The sequence below is a fragment of the Aporhodopirellula aestuarii genome (assembly GCF_023701485.1).
GTDB lineage: Bacteria > Planctomycetota > Planctomycetia > Pirellulales > Pirellulaceae > Rhodopirellula > Rhodopirellula aestuarii.
Window position 1 is genome coordinate 1 of record NZ_JAMQBK010000134.1, and the last position, 17,424, is coordinate 17,424.

General features: G+C 57.4%; 15 protein-coding genes. 6 read left to right on the forward strand and 9 right to left on the reverse strand.

Annotated features, from left to right (window positions below):
* Nucleotides 1-182: 182 nt before the first annotated feature.
* Nucleotides 183-1,979 (reverse strand): translation elongation factor 4, encoded by a 1,797-nt coding sequence (gene lepA / locus NB063_RS31410; protein WP_250933701.1) that lies wholly within the window; start codon nucleotides 1,977-1,979, stop codon nucleotides 183-185.
* A 366-nt stretch (nucleotides 1,980-2,345) separates the two neighbouring features.
* On the opposite strand from lepA, the gene rpmE reads away from it, so the two are divergent.
* From rpmE to prmC, 3 genes are read left to right on the forward strand one after another with little or no spacing between them, the layout of a single operon-like run.
* Entirely contained in the window at nucleotides 2,346-2,594 is a 249-nt protein-coding gene (gene rpmE, locus NB063_RS31415) for a 50S ribosomal protein L31 (RefSeq protein ID WP_250933703.1), read from the forward strand.
* On the forward strand, nucleotides 2,591-3,673 hold the full coding sequence (prfA, locus tag NB063_RS31420; RefSeq protein WP_250933705.1) for a peptide chain release factor 1: 1,083 nt from the start codon (nucleotides 2,591-2,593) through the stop codon (nucleotides 3,671-3,673). Before rpmE ends, prfA begins: the two co-directional genes overlap by 4 nt.
* Before the next feature lie 45 nt (nucleotides 3,674-3,718).
* On the forward strand, nucleotides 3,719-4,615 hold the full coding sequence (prmC, locus tag NB063_RS31425; protein WP_250933707.1) for a peptide chain release factor N(5)-glutamine methyltransferase: 897 nt from the start codon (nucleotides 3,719-3,721) through the stop codon (nucleotides 4,613-4,615).
* 57 nt (nucleotides 4,616-4,672) lie between these two features.
* Here prmC and NB063_RS31430 read toward each other — a convergent pair whose 3' ends face one another.
* Nucleotides 4,673-6,181, reverse strand: a complete 1,509-nt coding sequence (locus NB063_RS31430) for a nitronate monooxygenase (protein ID WP_250933709.1) — start codon at nucleotides 6,179-6,181, stop codon at nucleotides 4,673-4,675.
* 405 nt (nucleotides 6,182-6,586) lie between these two features.
* On the opposite strand from NB063_RS31430, the gene NB063_RS31435 reads away from it, so the two are divergent.
* On the forward strand, nucleotides 6,587-7,912 hold the full coding sequence (locus NB063_RS31435; RefSeq protein WP_250933711.1) for a VWA domain-containing protein: 1,326 nt from the start codon (nucleotides 6,587-6,589) through the stop codon (nucleotides 7,910-7,912).
* Nucleotides 7,913-7,991: 79 nt separating this feature from the next.
* On the opposite strand, the gene NB063_RS31440 is transcribed toward NB063_RS31435, so the two are convergent.
* The 3 genes from NB063_RS31440 to NB063_RS31450 are packed head-to-tail and all read right to left on the reverse strand — an operon-like array spanning nucleotide 7,992 to nucleotide 9,221.
* Entirely contained in the window at nucleotides 7,992-8,324 is a 333-nt protein-coding gene (locus NB063_RS31440) for a hypothetical protein (RefSeq protein ID WP_250933714.1), read from the reverse strand.
* A gap of 59 nt (nucleotides 8,325-8,383) precedes the next feature.
* On the reverse strand, nucleotides 8,384-9,019 hold the full coding sequence (gene tsaE, locus NB063_RS31445) for a tRNA (adenosine(37)-N6)-threonylcarbamoyltransferase complex ATPase subunit type 1 TsaE (protein WP_250933716.1): 636 nt from the start codon (nucleotides 9,017-9,019) through the stop codon (nucleotides 8,384-8,386).
* A 10-nt stretch (nucleotides 9,020-9,029) separates the two neighbouring features.
* The gene (locus tag NB063_RS31450) at nucleotides 9,030-9,221 is read right to left on the reverse strand and encodes a hypothetical protein (RefSeq protein WP_250933720.1); all 192 of its coding nucleotides are present in this window, start codon (nucleotides 9,219-9,221) and stop codon (nucleotides 9,030-9,032) included.
* 299 nt (nucleotides 9,222-9,520) lie between these two features.
* Between NB063_RS31450 and NB063_RS31455 the strand changes: the two genes are divergently transcribed.
* Nucleotides 9,521-10,042 carry a malate synthase gene (locus tag NB063_RS31455; protein ID WP_250933722.1) on the forward strand — a complete coding sequence of 174 codons (522 nt, stop codon included), beginning with the start codon at nucleotides 9,521-9,523 and terminating at the stop codon, nucleotides 10,040-10,042.
* Nucleotides 10,043-10,155: 113 nt separating this feature from the next.
* On the opposite strand, the gene NB063_RS31460 is transcribed toward NB063_RS31455, so the two are convergent.
* The 4 genes from NB063_RS31460 to NB063_RS31475 all read right to left on the reverse strand — a co-directional run bounded on the left by NB063_RS31460 (nucleotide 10,156) and on the right by NB063_RS31475 (nucleotide 15,687).
* Nucleotides 10,156-11,460: a prepilin peptidase gene (locus NB063_RS31460; protein ID WP_250933724.1), complete on the reverse strand. Its 1,305-nt coding sequence runs from the start codon at nucleotides 11,458-11,460 to the stop codon at nucleotides 10,156-10,158.
* A 586-nt stretch (nucleotides 11,461-12,046) separates the two neighbouring features.
* Entirely contained in the window at nucleotides 12,047-13,390 is a 1,344-nt protein-coding gene (locus NB063_RS31465; RefSeq protein ID WP_250933726.1) for a M14 family metallopeptidase, read from the reverse strand.
* A 295-nt stretch (nucleotides 13,391-13,685) separates the two neighbouring features.
* Nucleotides 13,686-15,038 (reverse strand): Gfo/Idh/MocA family protein, encoded by a 1,353-nt coding sequence (locus NB063_RS31470; protein ID WP_250933728.1) that lies wholly within the window; start codon nucleotides 15,036-15,038, stop codon nucleotides 13,686-13,688.
* Nucleotides 15,039-15,264: 226 nt separating this feature from the next.
* Nucleotides 15,265-15,687 carry an Rrf2 family transcriptional regulator gene (locus tag NB063_RS31475; RefSeq protein WP_250933730.1) on the reverse strand — a complete coding sequence of 141 codons (423 nt, stop codon included), beginning with the start codon at nucleotides 15,685-15,687 and terminating at the stop codon, nucleotides 15,265-15,267.
* Between the two features lie 180 nt (nucleotides 15,688-15,867).
* On the opposite strand from NB063_RS31475, the gene NB063_RS31480 reads away from it, so the two are divergent.
* On the forward strand, nucleotides 15,868-17,181 hold the full coding sequence (locus NB063_RS31480) for a hypothetical protein (protein WP_250933732.1): 1,314 nt from the start codon (nucleotides 15,868-15,870) through the stop codon (nucleotides 17,179-17,181).
* Nucleotides 17,182-17,424 lie beyond the last annotated feature (243 nt).

Here is a 17,424-nt window from a genome sequence, read left to right on the forward strand (position 1 = left end):
CTAAAACAACAGCCCGCTCGCGCCGTGCCGCTAGAAAGAACGCTAAAACAATCAGTGTCCCTCGCGGCTTGGGTTGCGTGGTGCCTGCCGTCGCGATCGCGACTACGAATCGACGCAAAACAAAGAATGCCCAAACCCTCACCTGATTGAACCGGTGAACGATCCTTTCATCATCCGAAGCGTTACTTTTGGTCGGCGCGGAGCACTGACACGAACGCTTTCTGCGGAATATTGACGCTGCCGAATTGTTTCATCTTGGCTTTGCCCTTCTTCTGCTTCTCGAGCAGTTTTTTCTTCCGCGAAATATCGCCGCCGTAGCATTTCGCCGTCACGTCTTTGCGTACCGCGGGGATGGTCGAACGGGCGATGACGGTACCGCCGATCGCGCCTTGGATCGGGATTTTGAATTGGTGGCGTGGGATTTCTTCGGCGAGTTGTTCGCAGTAGTGCAACGCCCGGGCGCGAGATTTGTCACGGTGGACCAAATACGCCAGCGCGTCGACGGGTTCTTTGTTGACGAGAATGTCGACTTTGACGATATCCGTTTTGCGATATTCGATCGGCACGTAGTCGAACGAGCCATAGCCACGGGTGATCATCTTGAGTTTGCCGTAGAAGTCGAACAGGACTTCGCCGAGCGGCATTTCGCTGACCACCTCGACGCGGCCGGCGGAGAGGTAGTTCATCGTTTGGCTCTCGCTGCGATGGTCGCGGCAGAGTTCCATGACCGGGCCGACAAATTCTTCTGGGGTGAGGATTTGGGCGCGGATGTACGGTTCGCTCGCCGAGTCGATCGTCGACGGGTCGGGCCAGTAACTCGGGTTGTCGATGTCGATGATTGAACCGTCTTTGAGCGTCAGTTTGTATTTGACCGAAGGGGCCGAGATGACCAAGCCGATGTCGAATTCACGTTGCAGACGTTCTTGGATCACGTCGAGGTGCAATAGCCCGAGGAAGCCGCAGCGGAAGCCAAAACCGAGAGCCGCTGACGAGTCTTTTTCGAACGTCAGTGCGGCGTCGTTGATGGAGAGTTTCTCGAGCGCTTTGGTGAGGTCTTGGTACTCGTCGGTGCTCATCGGGTAGACCGACGAAAAGACGACTTGCCGCGCCGGTTGGTAGCCCGGAATCGGTTCGGTGGCGGGGCGAGAGGCTAAGGTGATCGTGTCGCCGATCTCGATATCTTGGACGCTCTTCACGCCGGCGACGATGTAACCGACTTCGCCCGCGGTGAGTTGTTTTTTGGGGACGAGCTTGAATTGGTTGTAGCCGAGTTCGTCGACGAGGAAGTCGCGATCGGTGTGCATGAAGTGGATCGTGTCTTTGGGCTTGAGCGTTCCGTCCATCACGCGGCACTGCAGGATCACGCCGCGGTACTTGTCAAAAAACGCGTCGAAAATGAGCGCCTTCAGCGGAGCGTTGGGGTCGCCTTTGGGCGGCGGCAGGTGTTGAGTGATCCCTTCGAGGACATCTTCGATGCCCTGGCCGGTTTTGGCGGAAACGGGGATCGCCGCGAACGGGTCGAGCCCCAGGTCGGCGTCGATTTCCTCTCGCACCCGCTCGACATCCGCGGCCGGGAGATCAATTTTGTTGATCACCGGCAACAGTTCGAGGTCGTACTCGAGGGCCAGGTACAAGTTCGCAACCGTCTGGGCTTCGACGCCTTGCGAGGCATCGACGACCATCAACGCCCCTTCGCAGGCCATCAGCGAGCGGCGGACTTCGTGGGAGAAGTCGACGTGGCCGGGCGTGTCGATCAGGTTGAGTTGGTACTCCTGCCCGTCTCGGGCGGTGTACGAGAGTGTGACCGTGTTGCTCTTAATCGTGATCCCACGTTCACGCTCGATATCCATCGAATCGAGCATCTGATCGTGGAATTCACGTTGGGAGATGCCCTCACAGGCTTGGATCAGGCGATCCGCCAGCGTGGATTTGCCGTGGTCGATGTGGGCGATGATGCAGAAGTTCCGAATTTGTTTCATACGTCGGGGGTTTGATGAAGAGGTGGAGAACGATGCCGGGGGTAATCGCCAGGTGAATCGTATCGAATCCGGTTTGCGGTGGCCATTGGCTGGGAGTTGGGAGTTGGGAGTTGGGAGTTGGGAGTTGGGAGTTGGGAGTTGGGAGCTAGAGGCTAGAGGCTCGAGGCTCGACGCTCGTCGCTCGTCGCGGCCTCCTAATCGTTCCTTGCCGCGGTTTGATAATGGCATTACCGCTCTTTACGGGCTCGGCAGCCCTTGAACTCAATGGCATCTGTCGCGTACTATCTGCGGTTCGAAATACCGATCACTCCGCGTTCTCTAGTGAGTGACGCGCCCCTATCAGCCCATTTTTTTGTGTAAACAGCCATGAAAGACGGCATCCACCCGAAATATCAAGAAACCACCGTTACGTGTGGTTGTGGAAACAGCTTCCAAACGCGGAGCGTTCGGCCTGAGCTCAAAATCGACATTTGCAGCGAATGTCACCCGTTCTATACCGGCAAACTGAAATATGTCGACACGGCGGGCCGGATCGATAAGTTCCAGAAGAAATTCGCCGCTGGAACTTACGGCAGTCTGCAGAAGCCTAAAAAGGCTAAGAAAGCCACGAAATGAGCGGCTCGATCCGCGACAATCTCGAAGAAAAGTTAGCGCGATTTCTGAAACTCGAATCCGACATGTCCGATCCGGACGTGCTCGGTGATGGTGCTCGCATGAGTGCGGTCGCCCGTGAACACGGCGGTCTGGCAAAGGTCGTTGGCAAATATCGCGAGTTCAAGCGACTCAGCGAAGAGATCCAAGACTGCCTGGAAATGGCAGAGTCGGCGGACGACTTCGAAGAACGCGAAATGGCCGAAGCTGAGATGAAGTCGCTTCGTGCGCAGCGTGAAGCCCTGTGGGAGGATCTCCTTACCTACACCGTTGGGGGAGACGATTCGCACCGCACCCGCTGCGTGATGGAAATCCGCGCCGGCACCGGTGGTGACGAAGCGGCGTTGTTCGCCCGCGATCTCTATGAAATGTACCGCCGCCACGCCGAACAGGTGGGGTGGAAGACGGAAGTCATGGACGCCAGCCCGACGGAAATGGGCGGGTTTAAAGAAATCATGCTGACCGTCGAAGGCGAAAACGTATTCCGCGACCTGCAATACGAATCCGGAGGACACCGCGTCCAACGTGTTCCGGAAACGGAAACGCAGGGGCGTGTCCATACTTCAGCGGCGACGGTCGCGGTGATGGCGGAACCGGAAGACGTCGAAGTGAACCTGAAGTCGGATGATTACCGCATCGATAAGTTTTGCGCGAGCGGTCCGGGTGGACAGCACGTCAACAAAACCGAATCGGCGATCCGGTTGACTCACTACGAGACCGGGATCGTTGTGCAGTGCCAAGACGAAAAAAGCCAGCACAAAAATTTGGCCAAAGCCCTCCGGGTTCTCAAAGCTCGCATCTATGAAAAGAAACGCGAAGAAGAGAGTGCCAAGCAAGCTGAGACTCGAAAGGGACTGATCGGTTCGGGCGATCGTAGCCAACGGATCCGCACCTACAACTTCCCGCAGAACCGATTGACCGATCACCGCATTAACCTGACTTTGTACAAGCTCGATCAAATCATCGGTGGGGATCTCTCTCCCGTCACCGACGCCCTCATTGAATATGATCGCGATCAGCTTCGCGGTGATATGATCGACTGAGACGGATCGAGGGAATTTCTTTATTTCGGCAACGGATGCGCTCCCATGACTACGCCCAGCACTGAACCGTGGACCGTGCTGCGGTTGTTACAGTGGACCTCGGATTTCTTTAAATCACGCGGCAGTGAATCGCCGCGATTGGACGCTGAAATCTTGCTCGCCCACGCACGTGATTGTGAGCGGATCGAACTGTACACCGCCTTCGCAGAAGTTCCCACCGACGAGCAACGCATCGCGTTTCGCGAGCTTGTTCGCCGTCGCGGTGAAGGCGCGCCGGTGGCTCAGTTGGTCGGTTTTCGCGAGTTCTATTCGATCCCGATTCGCGTCGATGAAAACGTGCTCGTGCCCCGCCCCGAGACCGAGCATCTCGTCGTCGAAGCGATTGATCAGGCCAAACGGATTGCGACGTCGATCCAGGATCGTCCGTTACGGATCCTGGATATCGGTACCGGCAGCGGTGCGATCGCGATCGCCATCGCGAAGAACCTTCCCGAAGTAGAAGTCACGGCTGTCGACGTGTCTTTGCCCGCCCTCGACATCGCGAGGTGGAATGTCGAAAAGCTCGGCCTCGCCGATCGCGTCACGTTGCTGCAGAGCGACCTGTTTGATTCGCTCGATGAGGGCGTCAAGTTTGATGTGATCTGTAGCAACCCGCCCTACATCAGCCAGGCTGAGTATGACGAGTTGCCCGCGACCGTCCGAGAGCATGAACCTCGCGGTGCGCTGTTGTCGGGAGAAAAGGGGACAGAGATTATCGAACGGATTCTCGCCCAGGCTCCCGAGCGGCTTTATCCCGGCGGCCGATTGATCATCGAGTACAGCCCGATGATCTCGGACGCTTGCAAATCGATCGCGGAAGCCAGCGGCCTTTACGGCGAGATCAAACGCATCCGCGATCTCGCGGGGCTGCAGCGTACGATCTCGCTCGGCCTCAAGGACTGAGTCGTTCGGTTACCGTTCTGGTGCCGGGTTAACGGCCTCTGGCGATCCCAACGCCATTCAAACCGCGACCATCGCGGGCGTTTCGGACGTTTGCTGTTGGGCCACACCGGAGAGCAGGTGGCGGACGACGTCGGGGGCCGAGTACTCGGTGGCGTCGGGAGTCGCGAGGAATTGCACGATCGATTGGACGTCGTCGCCACACGTGACCAACGCGGGTTCGACGCTGCCATCACGGCGGCGTTGGGCCAAGCCGATGTTGGCGACCAATCCGTTGCAAACGCATTTGCGTCCGGCACAGTTGGCGATGTCGCCGCCCTTGGCGACATAGCTGCCGGTGGGTTCGCCCGGACACCGCCATCCTGTCGCGCCATCTGGTTTGCGGTAGGCCTGTCGCAAGAAGCCCAGGTCGCAAAGTCGCCTGCGTTCTTGGTAAATGGACTCCTCTGAAACGGTGCCTTCCATTTGTAGAACTTTGAAGGGGAATCCGGTCGGCGATGCCAGCGGATCGGTGAGGACGTCGAGCGATCCCGATTTGCAATCCTTGATGACGCGATGCTTGATTGACGACAGCAGCCCCGACTCGTTACTAAATGCGAACGCGGTACCAACTTGAACACCGGAGGCACCGGTCGCGAGAGCTTGCCGGACGGCATCGGGTGATCCGTACGAACCGGCTAGCCAGAACGGAAGTCCGATCGCGGCGATCGCGTCGAGGTCGACGGCATCACGTTTGCCATAGATCGGTTCGCCACATTTATTGAGTTGCATCTTGCCACGCGGGGGTGCGTTGTGGCCGCCCGCGGAAGCGCCTTCGACGATAAACCCATCAACGCGTCCGTCGGAGCGTTTGGCCAGCATGCTCGCGAGTGTTGCCGAGCTGACGATGGCGAGGAATTTAGGGCGATTGAGCCAAGGGATTTCGCCGTTGCCAAAATCCATCGGGTCGAATCGGGTCATGACCGGTTCGTCAGCGGGTGTGTCGAGAACATACAGCGGGTATTCGACAGCGAGCCCTTCGGCGAGTTTGTCGAGCACGCCGGGAATGTGACGCGGGATGCCCGCGCCCATCAACACATAATCGACGCCCGCGAGCATCGCGCCAAAGAGTGACGGCAAAGTCGGCGTTTGGATTTTTTCGAGAAAGTTGACTCCTACGAGCCCGTCATGATCCTCTTTGGCCAAGAAGACTTCGACAAAGTTCGCTGCAACGACGAGTTCGAGTTGCGCCCGCGTCGGATTGACTGACACGACCGGCGTGGCCGCGAACGGTGCGTCGTCTGCTTTGCCGCCGTTGATGAAGTAGCGTTCGATGATCCGCTTGGCCATTTCGGGATACGGGAATTCCGACAACGCGTGCCGCATTTGGCCGTCGGGGTCTCCGAGTTGCAAGCGTCGAACAAGAACGGTGTCCATCGCTGTTCCCGATACGACTCCCAATTGACCCGCCAACGAGACCGAGCGGGCGAGTCGCCAGTCCGACACCGCCACCCCCATGCCACCTTGGATAATGACAGGTTCTTTTTTGGGGGAGGAAGCGGCGGTTGCTGAAGTTTCCGTGTGTGACATCGTGCAAAGATCCTTGCGATTGGGGAAAGCGATACAACGTCTGCGCTCACAAAGCCGACAATCCTCCGGACGCGGCCCCTCGTTGTGCCTGCCCCGCCGGTCTCTTGAGAGACGTTCTTTGGTAAGTCTACGGATGGTGTCCCGTCTGTTTTGTCCGTCACGTCAACGCCGTGTAAATGTTCTGTGACGGGGTGAGGGCGTGGTTTGAAAGTACCCGTTTTTACGCGTTTTTTGGGGCGGTTTCAGATGGGATGAGACAATTGACCGCGTCCTTTCTTGGGCAAAGAGAACCGTGCCAGATCTGAGGGTTTTCCTTCCGCTGCGACATTATTTCGCTAGAATCGGGGGAGTCGGAATCGGCCGAGCACGGGCCAGAGGATTTGACGAGCGTGGGGGATTTAGGTGATGTGGAAATGGTTTTTGTACGCCAGTTTCGTTTGGGCAATCGTTCTGGGCCAAGCTCAGACTTTTGCGGTCGAAACTGCGTCTCAGCGACGGATGTTGCGGTTGTTGACCGGGCGGAGCGAGCCTGCGCGAGCGAAAGCGGTGACGCTGCTACAGTATCAGCCCGATCTGTTCCACGAGAATTTGGATATCGTTATCCAAGCAACCCGTGAACTGTTGAAGCAGTATGTCAACGAGGATGACGGGAAAGCGAAGGCTACCAAACCGGCCGAGCGGGATGCGGTGCCTGAGAGCGTCACGCAGTTGATCAATCTGCTCGGCAGCAGTCCGCGCGAGGACGCTCACTCCGTCGTTATCGAAACGCTGGGGCATCCGGACGTGCGCATCGCGATGGTCGGGATGGATGCGATCGGTCAGTCTGGTATCGATGAAGCGGTTGACGAATTAGCAGCACAAATCAAGCGGCCCGAGTTTGAGGAGCTGTACGCGTTTCGCTTTGCGCTTGTCCGCGCGATCGCGCAGCTACATTGCCCCCAGGGCATCGAGTTGTTGCACAAGCTGCATGCTCAACTCCGCGGTCAACTTCGACATGAGATCGGCTTGCGATTGCAAAAGGTTGACTTATTGGATTTCGACGGTGATCGAGAGAGTTATGCACGGTACTGCGAAGAACATCCGCCTGAATCTCTCATCAGTCGCGTCAGTTTTGAAGCTGATAATGTCAAGCCCCAAGGAACCGGCTTGCAGTTGCATGACGTCTCGTCAGAGTCCACCGGAGGGCTGAAGCTGAGTAAGAGTCACTACTACGGCATCGATCTTAATGCCGGGCGGATGCTGTTTGTGATCGATCGCTCAGGCAGCATGAAGAAACCCGCTTACTACACGACGCGTTTGCAGAGTGCCAAGCAAGAGTTGGTTCGGGTGATTACTGAACTGCCGCCTGAAGCCGAGTTTTCGATCATGTTGTTTGATACCTACATTCAGTCGTGGAAGGACGAGTTGTTGCCGGCCACGGAAGAAAACAAGCTTGATGCGATCGCGTTCACCAACCGGATCCTGCCCGGTGATAAAACGAACACGCATGGGGTGCTCTCAAGTGCGTTGGAGTTTGATGATCAGCTCGAAGCTGTCTTTGTGCTCACCGATGGCCAACCGACAACCGGAAAGATCTTTCGTCCCGACGCGATCATCCGCGACATTGTCGGGCGCAATCGAAACCGTCACTTGAAATTTCACACGATCGGGTTTGGCGTCGAGGGGATTACGAGCGAGTTCCTCGCTACACTGGCCGACCAAACCGGCGGCGAATTCCGCGAGGTGAAGTGATCCGGTGCATGGGTGAGCCGAGACGCGTGAGCGTCGGGACGCCGGTGAGCTGCCCAGGGGCTTTGCAGCAGCAGTCGGCTTAGGCGAGCGCCATTTGCTGCGTGTAGAGTTCGAGCATTTGGCTTTGAACTTTCACCGCTCGCAGCAACGTCCACAATTGGTCGGGCCGGAACTGGACGGGTTCGTCGCCGAAGAGCTGATCGAGTTCTTCGACCACGGCCGCGTACTGGTCGGTAGCCGCCTCGCAACGGAAGCTCGCGTGCTGCCAAGCTTCCATTCGTTTCTCGGTGTCGCTGAGTTGGGTGGCGTCTTCCTCAGTGTTGAGCAAGATCAGACACAGGCGCGCAACTTCCACCGGCGGTAAATCCGGGCGTTCGCGACTGAGGCGTTCGGCGAGCTCGTGACATTTCATACCCAATCGTAGGTTGCAAATTGAACTGTGTGAGTTGAGCGGATTGGATTTTCGGGGATTCACCCGTCGCCTGCGATCTCGGCCGAACCGTCATTGAGGAGCGGTTCGATGGTGCCGGTAAAACCGGCTGTGACCAAGTGGTTTTTGACTTCGGTGAGCCAGTGGCGATGATCAGGATCGTCGGTTTGGAATTCGATCTCGCGGAACGACAGGTCGCTGCCGGTATCGCTGTGATTTGCGGGCGCGTGATCGGTGGTATCGGTGGCTCGGATCCGAATCCAGATGGTGTCCAAAGGCATCGACTCGGGGAATCGATCGGCCCACTCAATCAGTGTCCAATCGCCTGGGGTTTCCCAGAGCTCATCAAGGCCGAGTTGCCAGAGTTCGTCCTCGTCCGTGATCCGGTACCAGTCGAGGTGATGAAGACGCTGCGGTGCGGCGGAAGAATCCGCATGATCGGCACAGTCGTAGCTTTTGAGCAGCGTGAACGTGGGGCTGGTTACTTCGGCAGGATCGATGCCGCATGCCCGGGCGATCTCTTGGCAGAACCGGGTCTTGCCCGCGCCGAGAGTGCCCACCAGAGCGAAGCATCGTGGTGGGGCTGGTCGCTGCGTCGATGTGACGCAGCGTTCGGCCGCAATCATGGCGTCGGCCAACTGAACGATCTGCTCGATGCCAACGCCAGACAAACGCATGTTCAGCAAACTACGGGGTTTCGGCGCCCGTGGTCAAGTTGTCCGAAGGAACTTCGGTCGTGGCAGTGGTGTTGTCACTGACTTCAACTGCAGTATCTGTGCTGGTGTCCACGTCGCCCGTCGGTGCCGCTGGTGGTGGGCAACCAACCGTTGTGGTCAATAGAGCCAGTGCGAATACTGTGTAGGTGATTCTCTTGGTCATGGGATTCTCTCGTCGTTCAAAAAGGGTTTGAGTTTGAGGAAGTGCGGGGCAAAGGACAACGCCATCGAGCCAAGCATCCACGTTTGGATATTAAGATTAGCAGAGTCTGCTAATTTTGCACCCATACGTCGAATTTTCTTTTGCCTTTCCGCGGCAGCGCGCCCGCAAAGTCAACGTGGTAAGCGCGACTGGAACGCAGAGGCCCGTGGGCATCGGAAAATAGGCGGTGTCTCTCCACCGCTACGAAGTGGTCAGACGATACGTCGTACGTACCGCACTTCTACAAACGAGTCCTTGTGATGCAAAAACATCTCCGCCTACGTCGTCACGCCCAGCTCATGGTTGGTGCCGTTGTGATTACCTGCTGCTCGTTTTCGGGAGCGTCTGGCGTGACTGCACAGGGACTCGATGATCTGTTCGCCCGCCCCGTCGATGCTCAGTACGAGATTTTCGGTGAAGACGCCAGCGACGTGGAAGCCGAGCGTGCTGGATATCGAAGTCGTCCCGCAACTATTCCCGCATCGTCTCGCTCAGGCGCGTCGTCGCGTGCGGTGAGCGGTGACCGCGCGGTGCAAAGCCCATCGGATTTGCGGCTTGAGCATTCATCGGGATCGCGGATCGAATCGAGAGCTCTGACCGCAATGGAAATTCGCCAAGCCCGGGCGCTCGAGGAAACACGAGCCCGGATCGCTCGCTTGGAAGCGGCTCGTTGGGGCCTTCGCCCGACACTACGGCCGAGTTGGGTTTCCGACCCGATGACGTCAAGCCGTTATCCCAACGCACACAGCTACATCGTTCCCATCTATGTGCTCGTTCCCTAATGCTTGGTTAGCATCCAAAGTCGGGTGAGACCAGACGGCTCGCGGGCTGTTGAGATCCTCATCCGACGCATGTGTTTTGCAGTTGTCGATCGTAGTCAGGGGCCACGCCGCTCTCACGCGTAGATGCGCTGTTTGATCCACCGTGACAGCAGCAACATGCCGCCAAGCAGGCCGAGTAACGTGATCCCCAACCACGGCAAGATGTCGCCCATCAAGGCGACCGTCATTCTTAACCGGTCGTTGTAGACTTCGTCCCAAAAGATCAGCGTCAGAACGGTACCTGCACAGAGGTAAGGCCCGAAAGGGGTTGCCCGGTCTCGCGTCGTTGCGAATTGCACGATGACAATCAGGATCGCGGCCAGCGGCGCGAGGAAGAACGCGGCGATGGAAGCTTGCCATCCGATGAAACTGCCGATCATGGCCATCAGCGTTACGTCACCAAATCCCATCGCTTCCATCTGCATCGCCCAACTGCCGACCAATCGGATCGACCACACGATCCCGCCACCGACGGCGAGTCCGAGTAGTGAACTCGCCAGTCCGAGCCATGCGAATCCGCCGATTTTGTAGACGACCGAAATCGCAATCATGCCGACGATCCAGATCCCCGCGAGAATCTTCCAGCTCGAGTGCCGCGTCAATCTCGCGAAGAAGTACTCAACTGCTTTGGAGAGACCACGACGCATGATCACCCGTCGATCAGCCAATGCGAAACACCACGTCGTCCAGATCGCCAAGCATGTGAGTAAACCACCGGCTGTCATCCAACTCGAGTTGAGTCCCAGAGGATGCTGCAGCGTCACCGGAGAGATCCCTGCGGCCATTTGACCAGGCGGAAAAACGTAGGGCGTGATGGACGCGAGGACCAAGCCCAAGATGGTGCCAGGGATCGTGATCGCGTCAGGAATCGTACGCTCATCAAAGTCGATGAATGTGGCAGCCACCATCATGGCCAACAGAATCGCGTGAACGAAAAACAATAAAGTCATCCACGGCGCAAACGTTGCGATGACCGGCGCGGGCATGCTTTGTGGTAACAGTTGCCCCTCGATCCAGCAGTGATGCATGACAGGAATCGTGATCGCGAGTCCGAGTTCGATTAACAACGGACGCACCCAGAATCCGGTTCCGTGTAATGACGTTTCCCTGCGCAACCGCAGCCATCCGATGAGGGGCATGCGGTCCCAGAACGACCGGGGCGGCAATCCTTCGGCGATCGCACGGTGTTCGTCATCCCATTTCCACTCACTCAGTCGTACCCAGGGCGAAATCGGACGCGGGTACCAGCACCATGTTGTGATCACATGGTTTGCGGCCGCACCAATTGCAATGCCGCCAATCGCGAGCAAAGCCAGCATCAGCGGTTGGGGAAGACTCAGCCAGACGGCTATCGGGGAGTTAAAAGGGCCGAGGTTCATGGGGGCAAACGCAGCGTTGTGAAGAAGGGACGAGCGATGCCGGCGCGTCCGCTCACGGTCAAGATTAACCGATCACGAAGGATCGAGAAACAACAGTCCGTTGTGCCGCTTCCTGGCCTTGTGAATGCTCAAGCAGGTAGGCAGGAATAATTCCGTAGGGACGTCGATTGTATCACTGAAGGATTTCAAAAGTAGCGGAACGGCGCGAGCCGTCCGGTCCCGCGTTACCGGACGGATCGCGCTGTTCCGCTATCAACGTCACGAAAACAATCGATGTCCCCTGCGGAATTCGGGCGTTCGCCAGGACTGCTCAATCATAGCGAAGATGGGCAAATACAAGGCCACGCCAGTATTGCTTCCATTCCAAGTCGCGATAGCGATGTCGATTTAATTACTGCGGGATTTCAAAAGTAGCGGAACGGCGCAAGCCGTCCGGTAACGCGGGACCGGACGGTTCGCGCCGTTCCGTTAAAAAGTGCACTAAAACAATCGACGTCCGATAGCGACGGCATGCGAAGGCCCCGGACGCGAGTCCGGGGGAGACCTCTGGAGGCGAAACGATCCACCTCGGGCCACGCGGGATTGCCTATCGCAAGATCACTTCTTCACCATCCGATACACCGGAGACGAGTATGATATCGGACTGGATGGGCGAGGGAGCTGGCTCGGTGGATTGGTTGGCGATCTCCGCGTTCTTGGCAGGCAAGGCAAGGAGCAAACGCATCATTTCTTCCGCCGCACCGCTGGCGACTTGTTTGATCATGTCGCGATCTGTTTCGTCGCCGAACTCGTAAGTCACGGCGGTGACACCGAGGGTTCGATCCACCCACGCTTTGCTGGTGCTGCGGTGTGCGTTGTGGTTGTCGTCCACGGAAACGTTGTATCCCGGGAACCGATCTTGGATCGATGCGAACCATTGTTTGGTGAATCCGGCCGGAAAGATGCGAGCGTTATAGGCGGGAATGTAAAACACGTCGTCGTAGGTGCTGTGGAAGTCGACGAACAAGCACAGCCGATTGTTTCCGGCGCGGCGACACTCGAGCAATTGTTCACGAACCGCGCGAGTTTCAGGTTGTGTGAAGTGAGACCAGTCGCGATTGAGGTCAACGCCGTTCGCGTTGCATCGCCAGTGGCCCTGGTGCACCCCGTCAGGGTTCACCGTCGGGACAACCAAAGCGGCAAAGCGTTTGCGAAATTGTTTGGCCAGATTCGATTCACCAGCGAGTGTGTCGACAAATTGCACCATGCCGATGGCGCCGGTGACTTCCGGTGGATGTTGGCGAGCGATCAGGTAAACGTAATCGGGGTTTTCGCTTTGCGTGATCGTCAATTGCTCAACGGGACGTCCTTGGACGGATCGCCCGATTCGTTTTTTGGAAACGTAGGGCAGAGCGGTGAGTTGGTTGGACCACTGTGAAATCTCATCCGTCGAAAGGAGTTCTTGGCCGGCGATCCATAGCGGTTTGGTATCCACCGGGATTCGCAGTTCGACGTCTTGGCCGGAGTTGCTCGCACCGGAGATCAGATGCGTTGCCGATTGCCAGGTTTCTCCATCGCGACTGATCTTGGGTTCGTATCGGTGTGAGCCGCCGACGTAATGCAACAGGATGCGAATCGTACGTTCTTCCTCGGCTTGTACCCGAAATGCATACCAGGCGCTATCGTTGATCGGGTCGGATTCTGGCGCGATGGTGATCGCGAATGTGTCACCGCTGATTTGAGTGCACTGGTTCATCCGGCCGCCAGGGAAATCGCTGGTGATCGAGACTTCGCCGTTGTTGCTGCGGAAATCGACATCACCGCGTCGCTGAAAACCTTCGGCTGATACGGATGCTTGCAGTGTGACGGCGACGGAAATCAGGGTCGTAGCGAGCAACACACCGTTAGTGAGCTGGGCAACAACAGACTGGGGTCGGCTTTGGGATCTCATGCTCGGCACTCCTTGCCAGTGAATGTCAATTCAGGGATCGATCGGCGGGACCGACCAACACGTGATGATTATGCATGTGACCGACACAAGGTCTCCGACGGTGGGGAACCGACGACCGTGCGCAGAGCATGCTCCTTGGCCAATCGGTCCACCGATCGCGCCAAGAAAAAACCGACCACCGCAGGGCCAACGCTCATCGTTGGAGTGGGTCGGTTAGACATCGTCACACCGCCATCCGGGTGGATTTCGATGTGACTGTGGTGAGTTTACGGAATCCGGCTCGTCCGTGGCAAGATCAACCGGCCGGATGCTGATAGGGCTCGCGGTACGTTCGTTTTAATGCCGCGGTTGCTTCGGGATCCCCGGGAATCGTGTGCGTGGCGGGGTCGAAGGCGAGAGTGCGGCCGAGTTGCATGGCGTTATTGGCCATGAAACACGAGGCGCTGCTGATGTGGCCCTGCTCGATGTCCGCGATCGGTCGGCTGCGGTTGTCGATTGCGTGGAGGAAATCACGCATGTGGCCGCGAATCGCCGAGGCGACGTGCAGTTCCATCTTCCAGTTCTTGGCGTCGGTTTCGTCGGTGGGGTATTCGTCGAGTTCGAGCAGTGCTTCGCCGCTGATTTTCTTTCCGCTGCCCCGTGGCTCAAAGTCGAACCGCTGGACGCTGAGTTTGAGTGTTCCGCGTTCGCCGTAGAGAATCGCCGCCCAAGGATATTGCGGGTCCGGGGGACTTCCCCAACTCCGGTGCGTCCAAACCACATCCAAATCATCGAAGTCGAAGGTGGCGGTTTGGGTGTCGGAGATGTTGGCAATCGATTCCGTTTGAACCTTGATCCCCCCGACGCTGCTGATCGTCCGCGGCCAACCGAGTCCGAGTTGCCAGCGAACGAGGTCGAGCATGTGAACGCACATGTCACCGACGATACCGTTGCCATACTCCATAAACGCCCGCCACGAGCGAGGATGGATGACTTCGTTGTATCCACGCAGGGGCGCCGGGCCGGTCCAGCGATCGAAATCGAGGTTAGCCGGCGGTTCAATGATCGGTGGGTTTTTGTTCGCCCGCATGTGGTAGTAACAGCACACTTCGGCAAACGCGACTTTGCCGAGCAGTCCTTCATCGACGACGCGTCGTTTGGCGTCAATCAAGTGAGGTGTGCTCCGGCGCTGGGTGCCGACTTGCACGACCCGGCCGTGCGCACTCGCCGCGTCGAGCATCGCTTTACTTTCGAGAGTGTCCACGCCGGTTGGTTTCTGAACGTAGACGTCCGCCCCCGCCTCGACCGCTGCGATCATCGCCAACGCATGCCAATGATCTGGGGTCGCGATTAAGACGATGTCGAGATCTTTTTCGGCCAACATCTCCTCGAAACGTGCGTACGTCCGTGGACGATTTCCCGATTTCTGCCGCGACTGCATCAAGTCGGCGCATTCCTCGAGGAGTTTCGAATCGACGTCACATAGCGACACGACTTCGACCGGTTCGACATTGAGTAGTTGCAACAAATCACACTTGCCGTACCACCCACAGCCGATCAGTCCGACGCGGCGAGGTTTCGATGACGGGGCCGCGTACGCGTGGTTCGCAATGGCGGTGGCGGTGGTGGCAGCTAGCGTGGATCGCGAAAGAAACGTGCGTCGGTCCATGGCGTTGCAATCATTCACAATGAGAAAGGGAGGCATGGGGAGGCGTCGCGGCAGGTGCTCTGCGATTCCGCGGTAACGGATCGCTCACGCCGGAAACGTGACGACGGATTCATTTTCTCAGCAGTGCGAACGAGCCTCTCGATTCGGACGCACCCTTGGTAACGCAGTTTACCTCAAATGCAGCCCCGGTTGGTTTGGTGACTGCTCGCATGCCAGACTCGTGATTTCAAACGCTTTCGCACAGCGGATGAATCGGGCTCGTTGATTCGACCAGGGCTCGGATCGTGACTCCCGCAAACGCCGCCTCCGTCGCCGCGTACGCTTTGTCGAGTTCCGCGTGCAGCGGGCACAGTGCCGTGTGTGATTTCAATCCGAGAGGGCAGGACCTGATTCGCTCGATCGGTGCCACTGTATTGACCACATCGAGAATGGTCAGTTTGTCGATGCTTTGACACAATTCATAACCGCCGCCCGGCCCGGGACGCGAGGTCACCAATCCAGCGGCGGCCAAGTCCTGAAGGACGCGGGTCAGATAGCGTCGAGGCACCTTGGTTTGCACCGCGAGTTGGTCCGCCGAAATCGGTTGCCCCACCTGGCTGCCCATGCAGGCAACCGCCCGTAAGGCGTATTCAGCAGTTTTGGAAAGCATCTTGATTCTTCGAAAACGAATGGATGGCTAAAATGTGTACGTTGACATGCAGGTATTTATTCTATACCATGTCGTGTACTTATGCAGAGTAGCTTCAGAGATTGTTTTGCGCGATTTCGCACGTCTCGTCTATGCTACTACTCAGTCCAGCCCCGCCTCACCCCACTGGAATGCCTGCCGATGAACCGCCCTGGTCTCCGAAACACGTCGATTTGGCTTGTATTCGCCATTCTCACATGGGGGGGCTCCCGCGTTAGTGCTCAACAGACCAGTTTTGAGCGGCCTCCGATCGACTATCTCAACGCCCCGGTTTATGATCCCGTGGCTCGGTTGGCCGAGCGGGTGGAGTCAGGGGAGACGGTATTGGACTACGATCCTACGTACGGATATCTCAAATCGGTTTTGGCGGAGCTCGCGATTCCGGTCAGTTCCCAGACGCTCGTGTTTTCGAAGACGAGCCTGCAGCTGAGCCGCATTTCTCCCCGGCGGCCACGCTCGTTGTACTTCGCCGATGACGTTTACGTGGGGTACTGCCAACGCGGTGACGTTCTCGAGTTTGCGGCGACGGATGCCCAACAAGGGGCGATCTTTTACACGCTCGAACAAACCGACCAGGAACAACCCAAATTCGTCCGCGACCGAGGTGGGTGTTTGTCGTGCCACGCATCGAGTCGAACGCAGAACGTTCCCGGCTACCTCGTGCGAAGCGTTTTTGCCGATGCCGCCGGTCGTCCAAAATTCGGCAGCGGCACGTTCACGACTGACCAGACGAGTGATTTTCACGACCGTTGGGGCGGGTGGTACGTCACGGGAAAACACGGTTCGATGCGACACATGGGCAACACAATCTGCGCCGAAGATGAAACGACGTTTGATCGTGAATCGGGAGCCAATGTCGACGAATTAAGTGACTATTTCCAAACCGAAACTTACCTGTCGCCGCACAGTGACATCGTGGCGTTGATGGTGCTCGAACATCAGACTCAAATGCACAACGCGATCGCGTCGGCCAACTACGAAACACGTCTGGCGTTGCATCAGTCGTACCAAATGAACGAGTTGCTCGAACGACCCAAAGATTACATCAGTGAGAGTGCGGAACGCCGGATTGCGGCCTCGTCCAAACGTGTGCTGCAGCACTTGTTGATGTGCGATGAGTTTCAATTAACCGACCGCGTGGCCGGCTCGACTTCGTTTGCCAAAGACTTTCAAGAACGAGGCCGGCGTGATTCTGCCGGGCGATCCCTTCGCGATTTCGATCTTGAGACTCGGTTGTTCAAATATCCATGCAGCTATTTGATTCACTCCGAGGCATTTGCCGGATTGCCTGACGAAGTCCGCACACAGGTGCTCGGTGGGTTGTTGGAGATTCTGGAGAACCGCGATGACTCGCAAGAGTACGCTCATCTGACCCCACCCATGCGAGCGGAGATTCTCGGCATTCTGCGAGAGACGATGCCCGAACTGCGGCAGATGACACTCGCGAAAAACTAGGAATCGAGAAGCCTATTTTGTTGCCAGCGGACTGCACCGGGGAGGCCTCGTCTGGACAGCGCCACTTTTCACGTAGCTCGCTTTCTCGGGACATTGATTTAATTACTGCGGAATTTCAATCTTAGCGGAACGGCGAAAGCCGTCCGGTAACGCGGGACCAGACGGCTTTCGCCAAACTGCTAAAAATAGCGTTAAGCAGGTGTGCAGGAATCATCTGGCGAAAGTGCCGCGAACTGTAGGCCG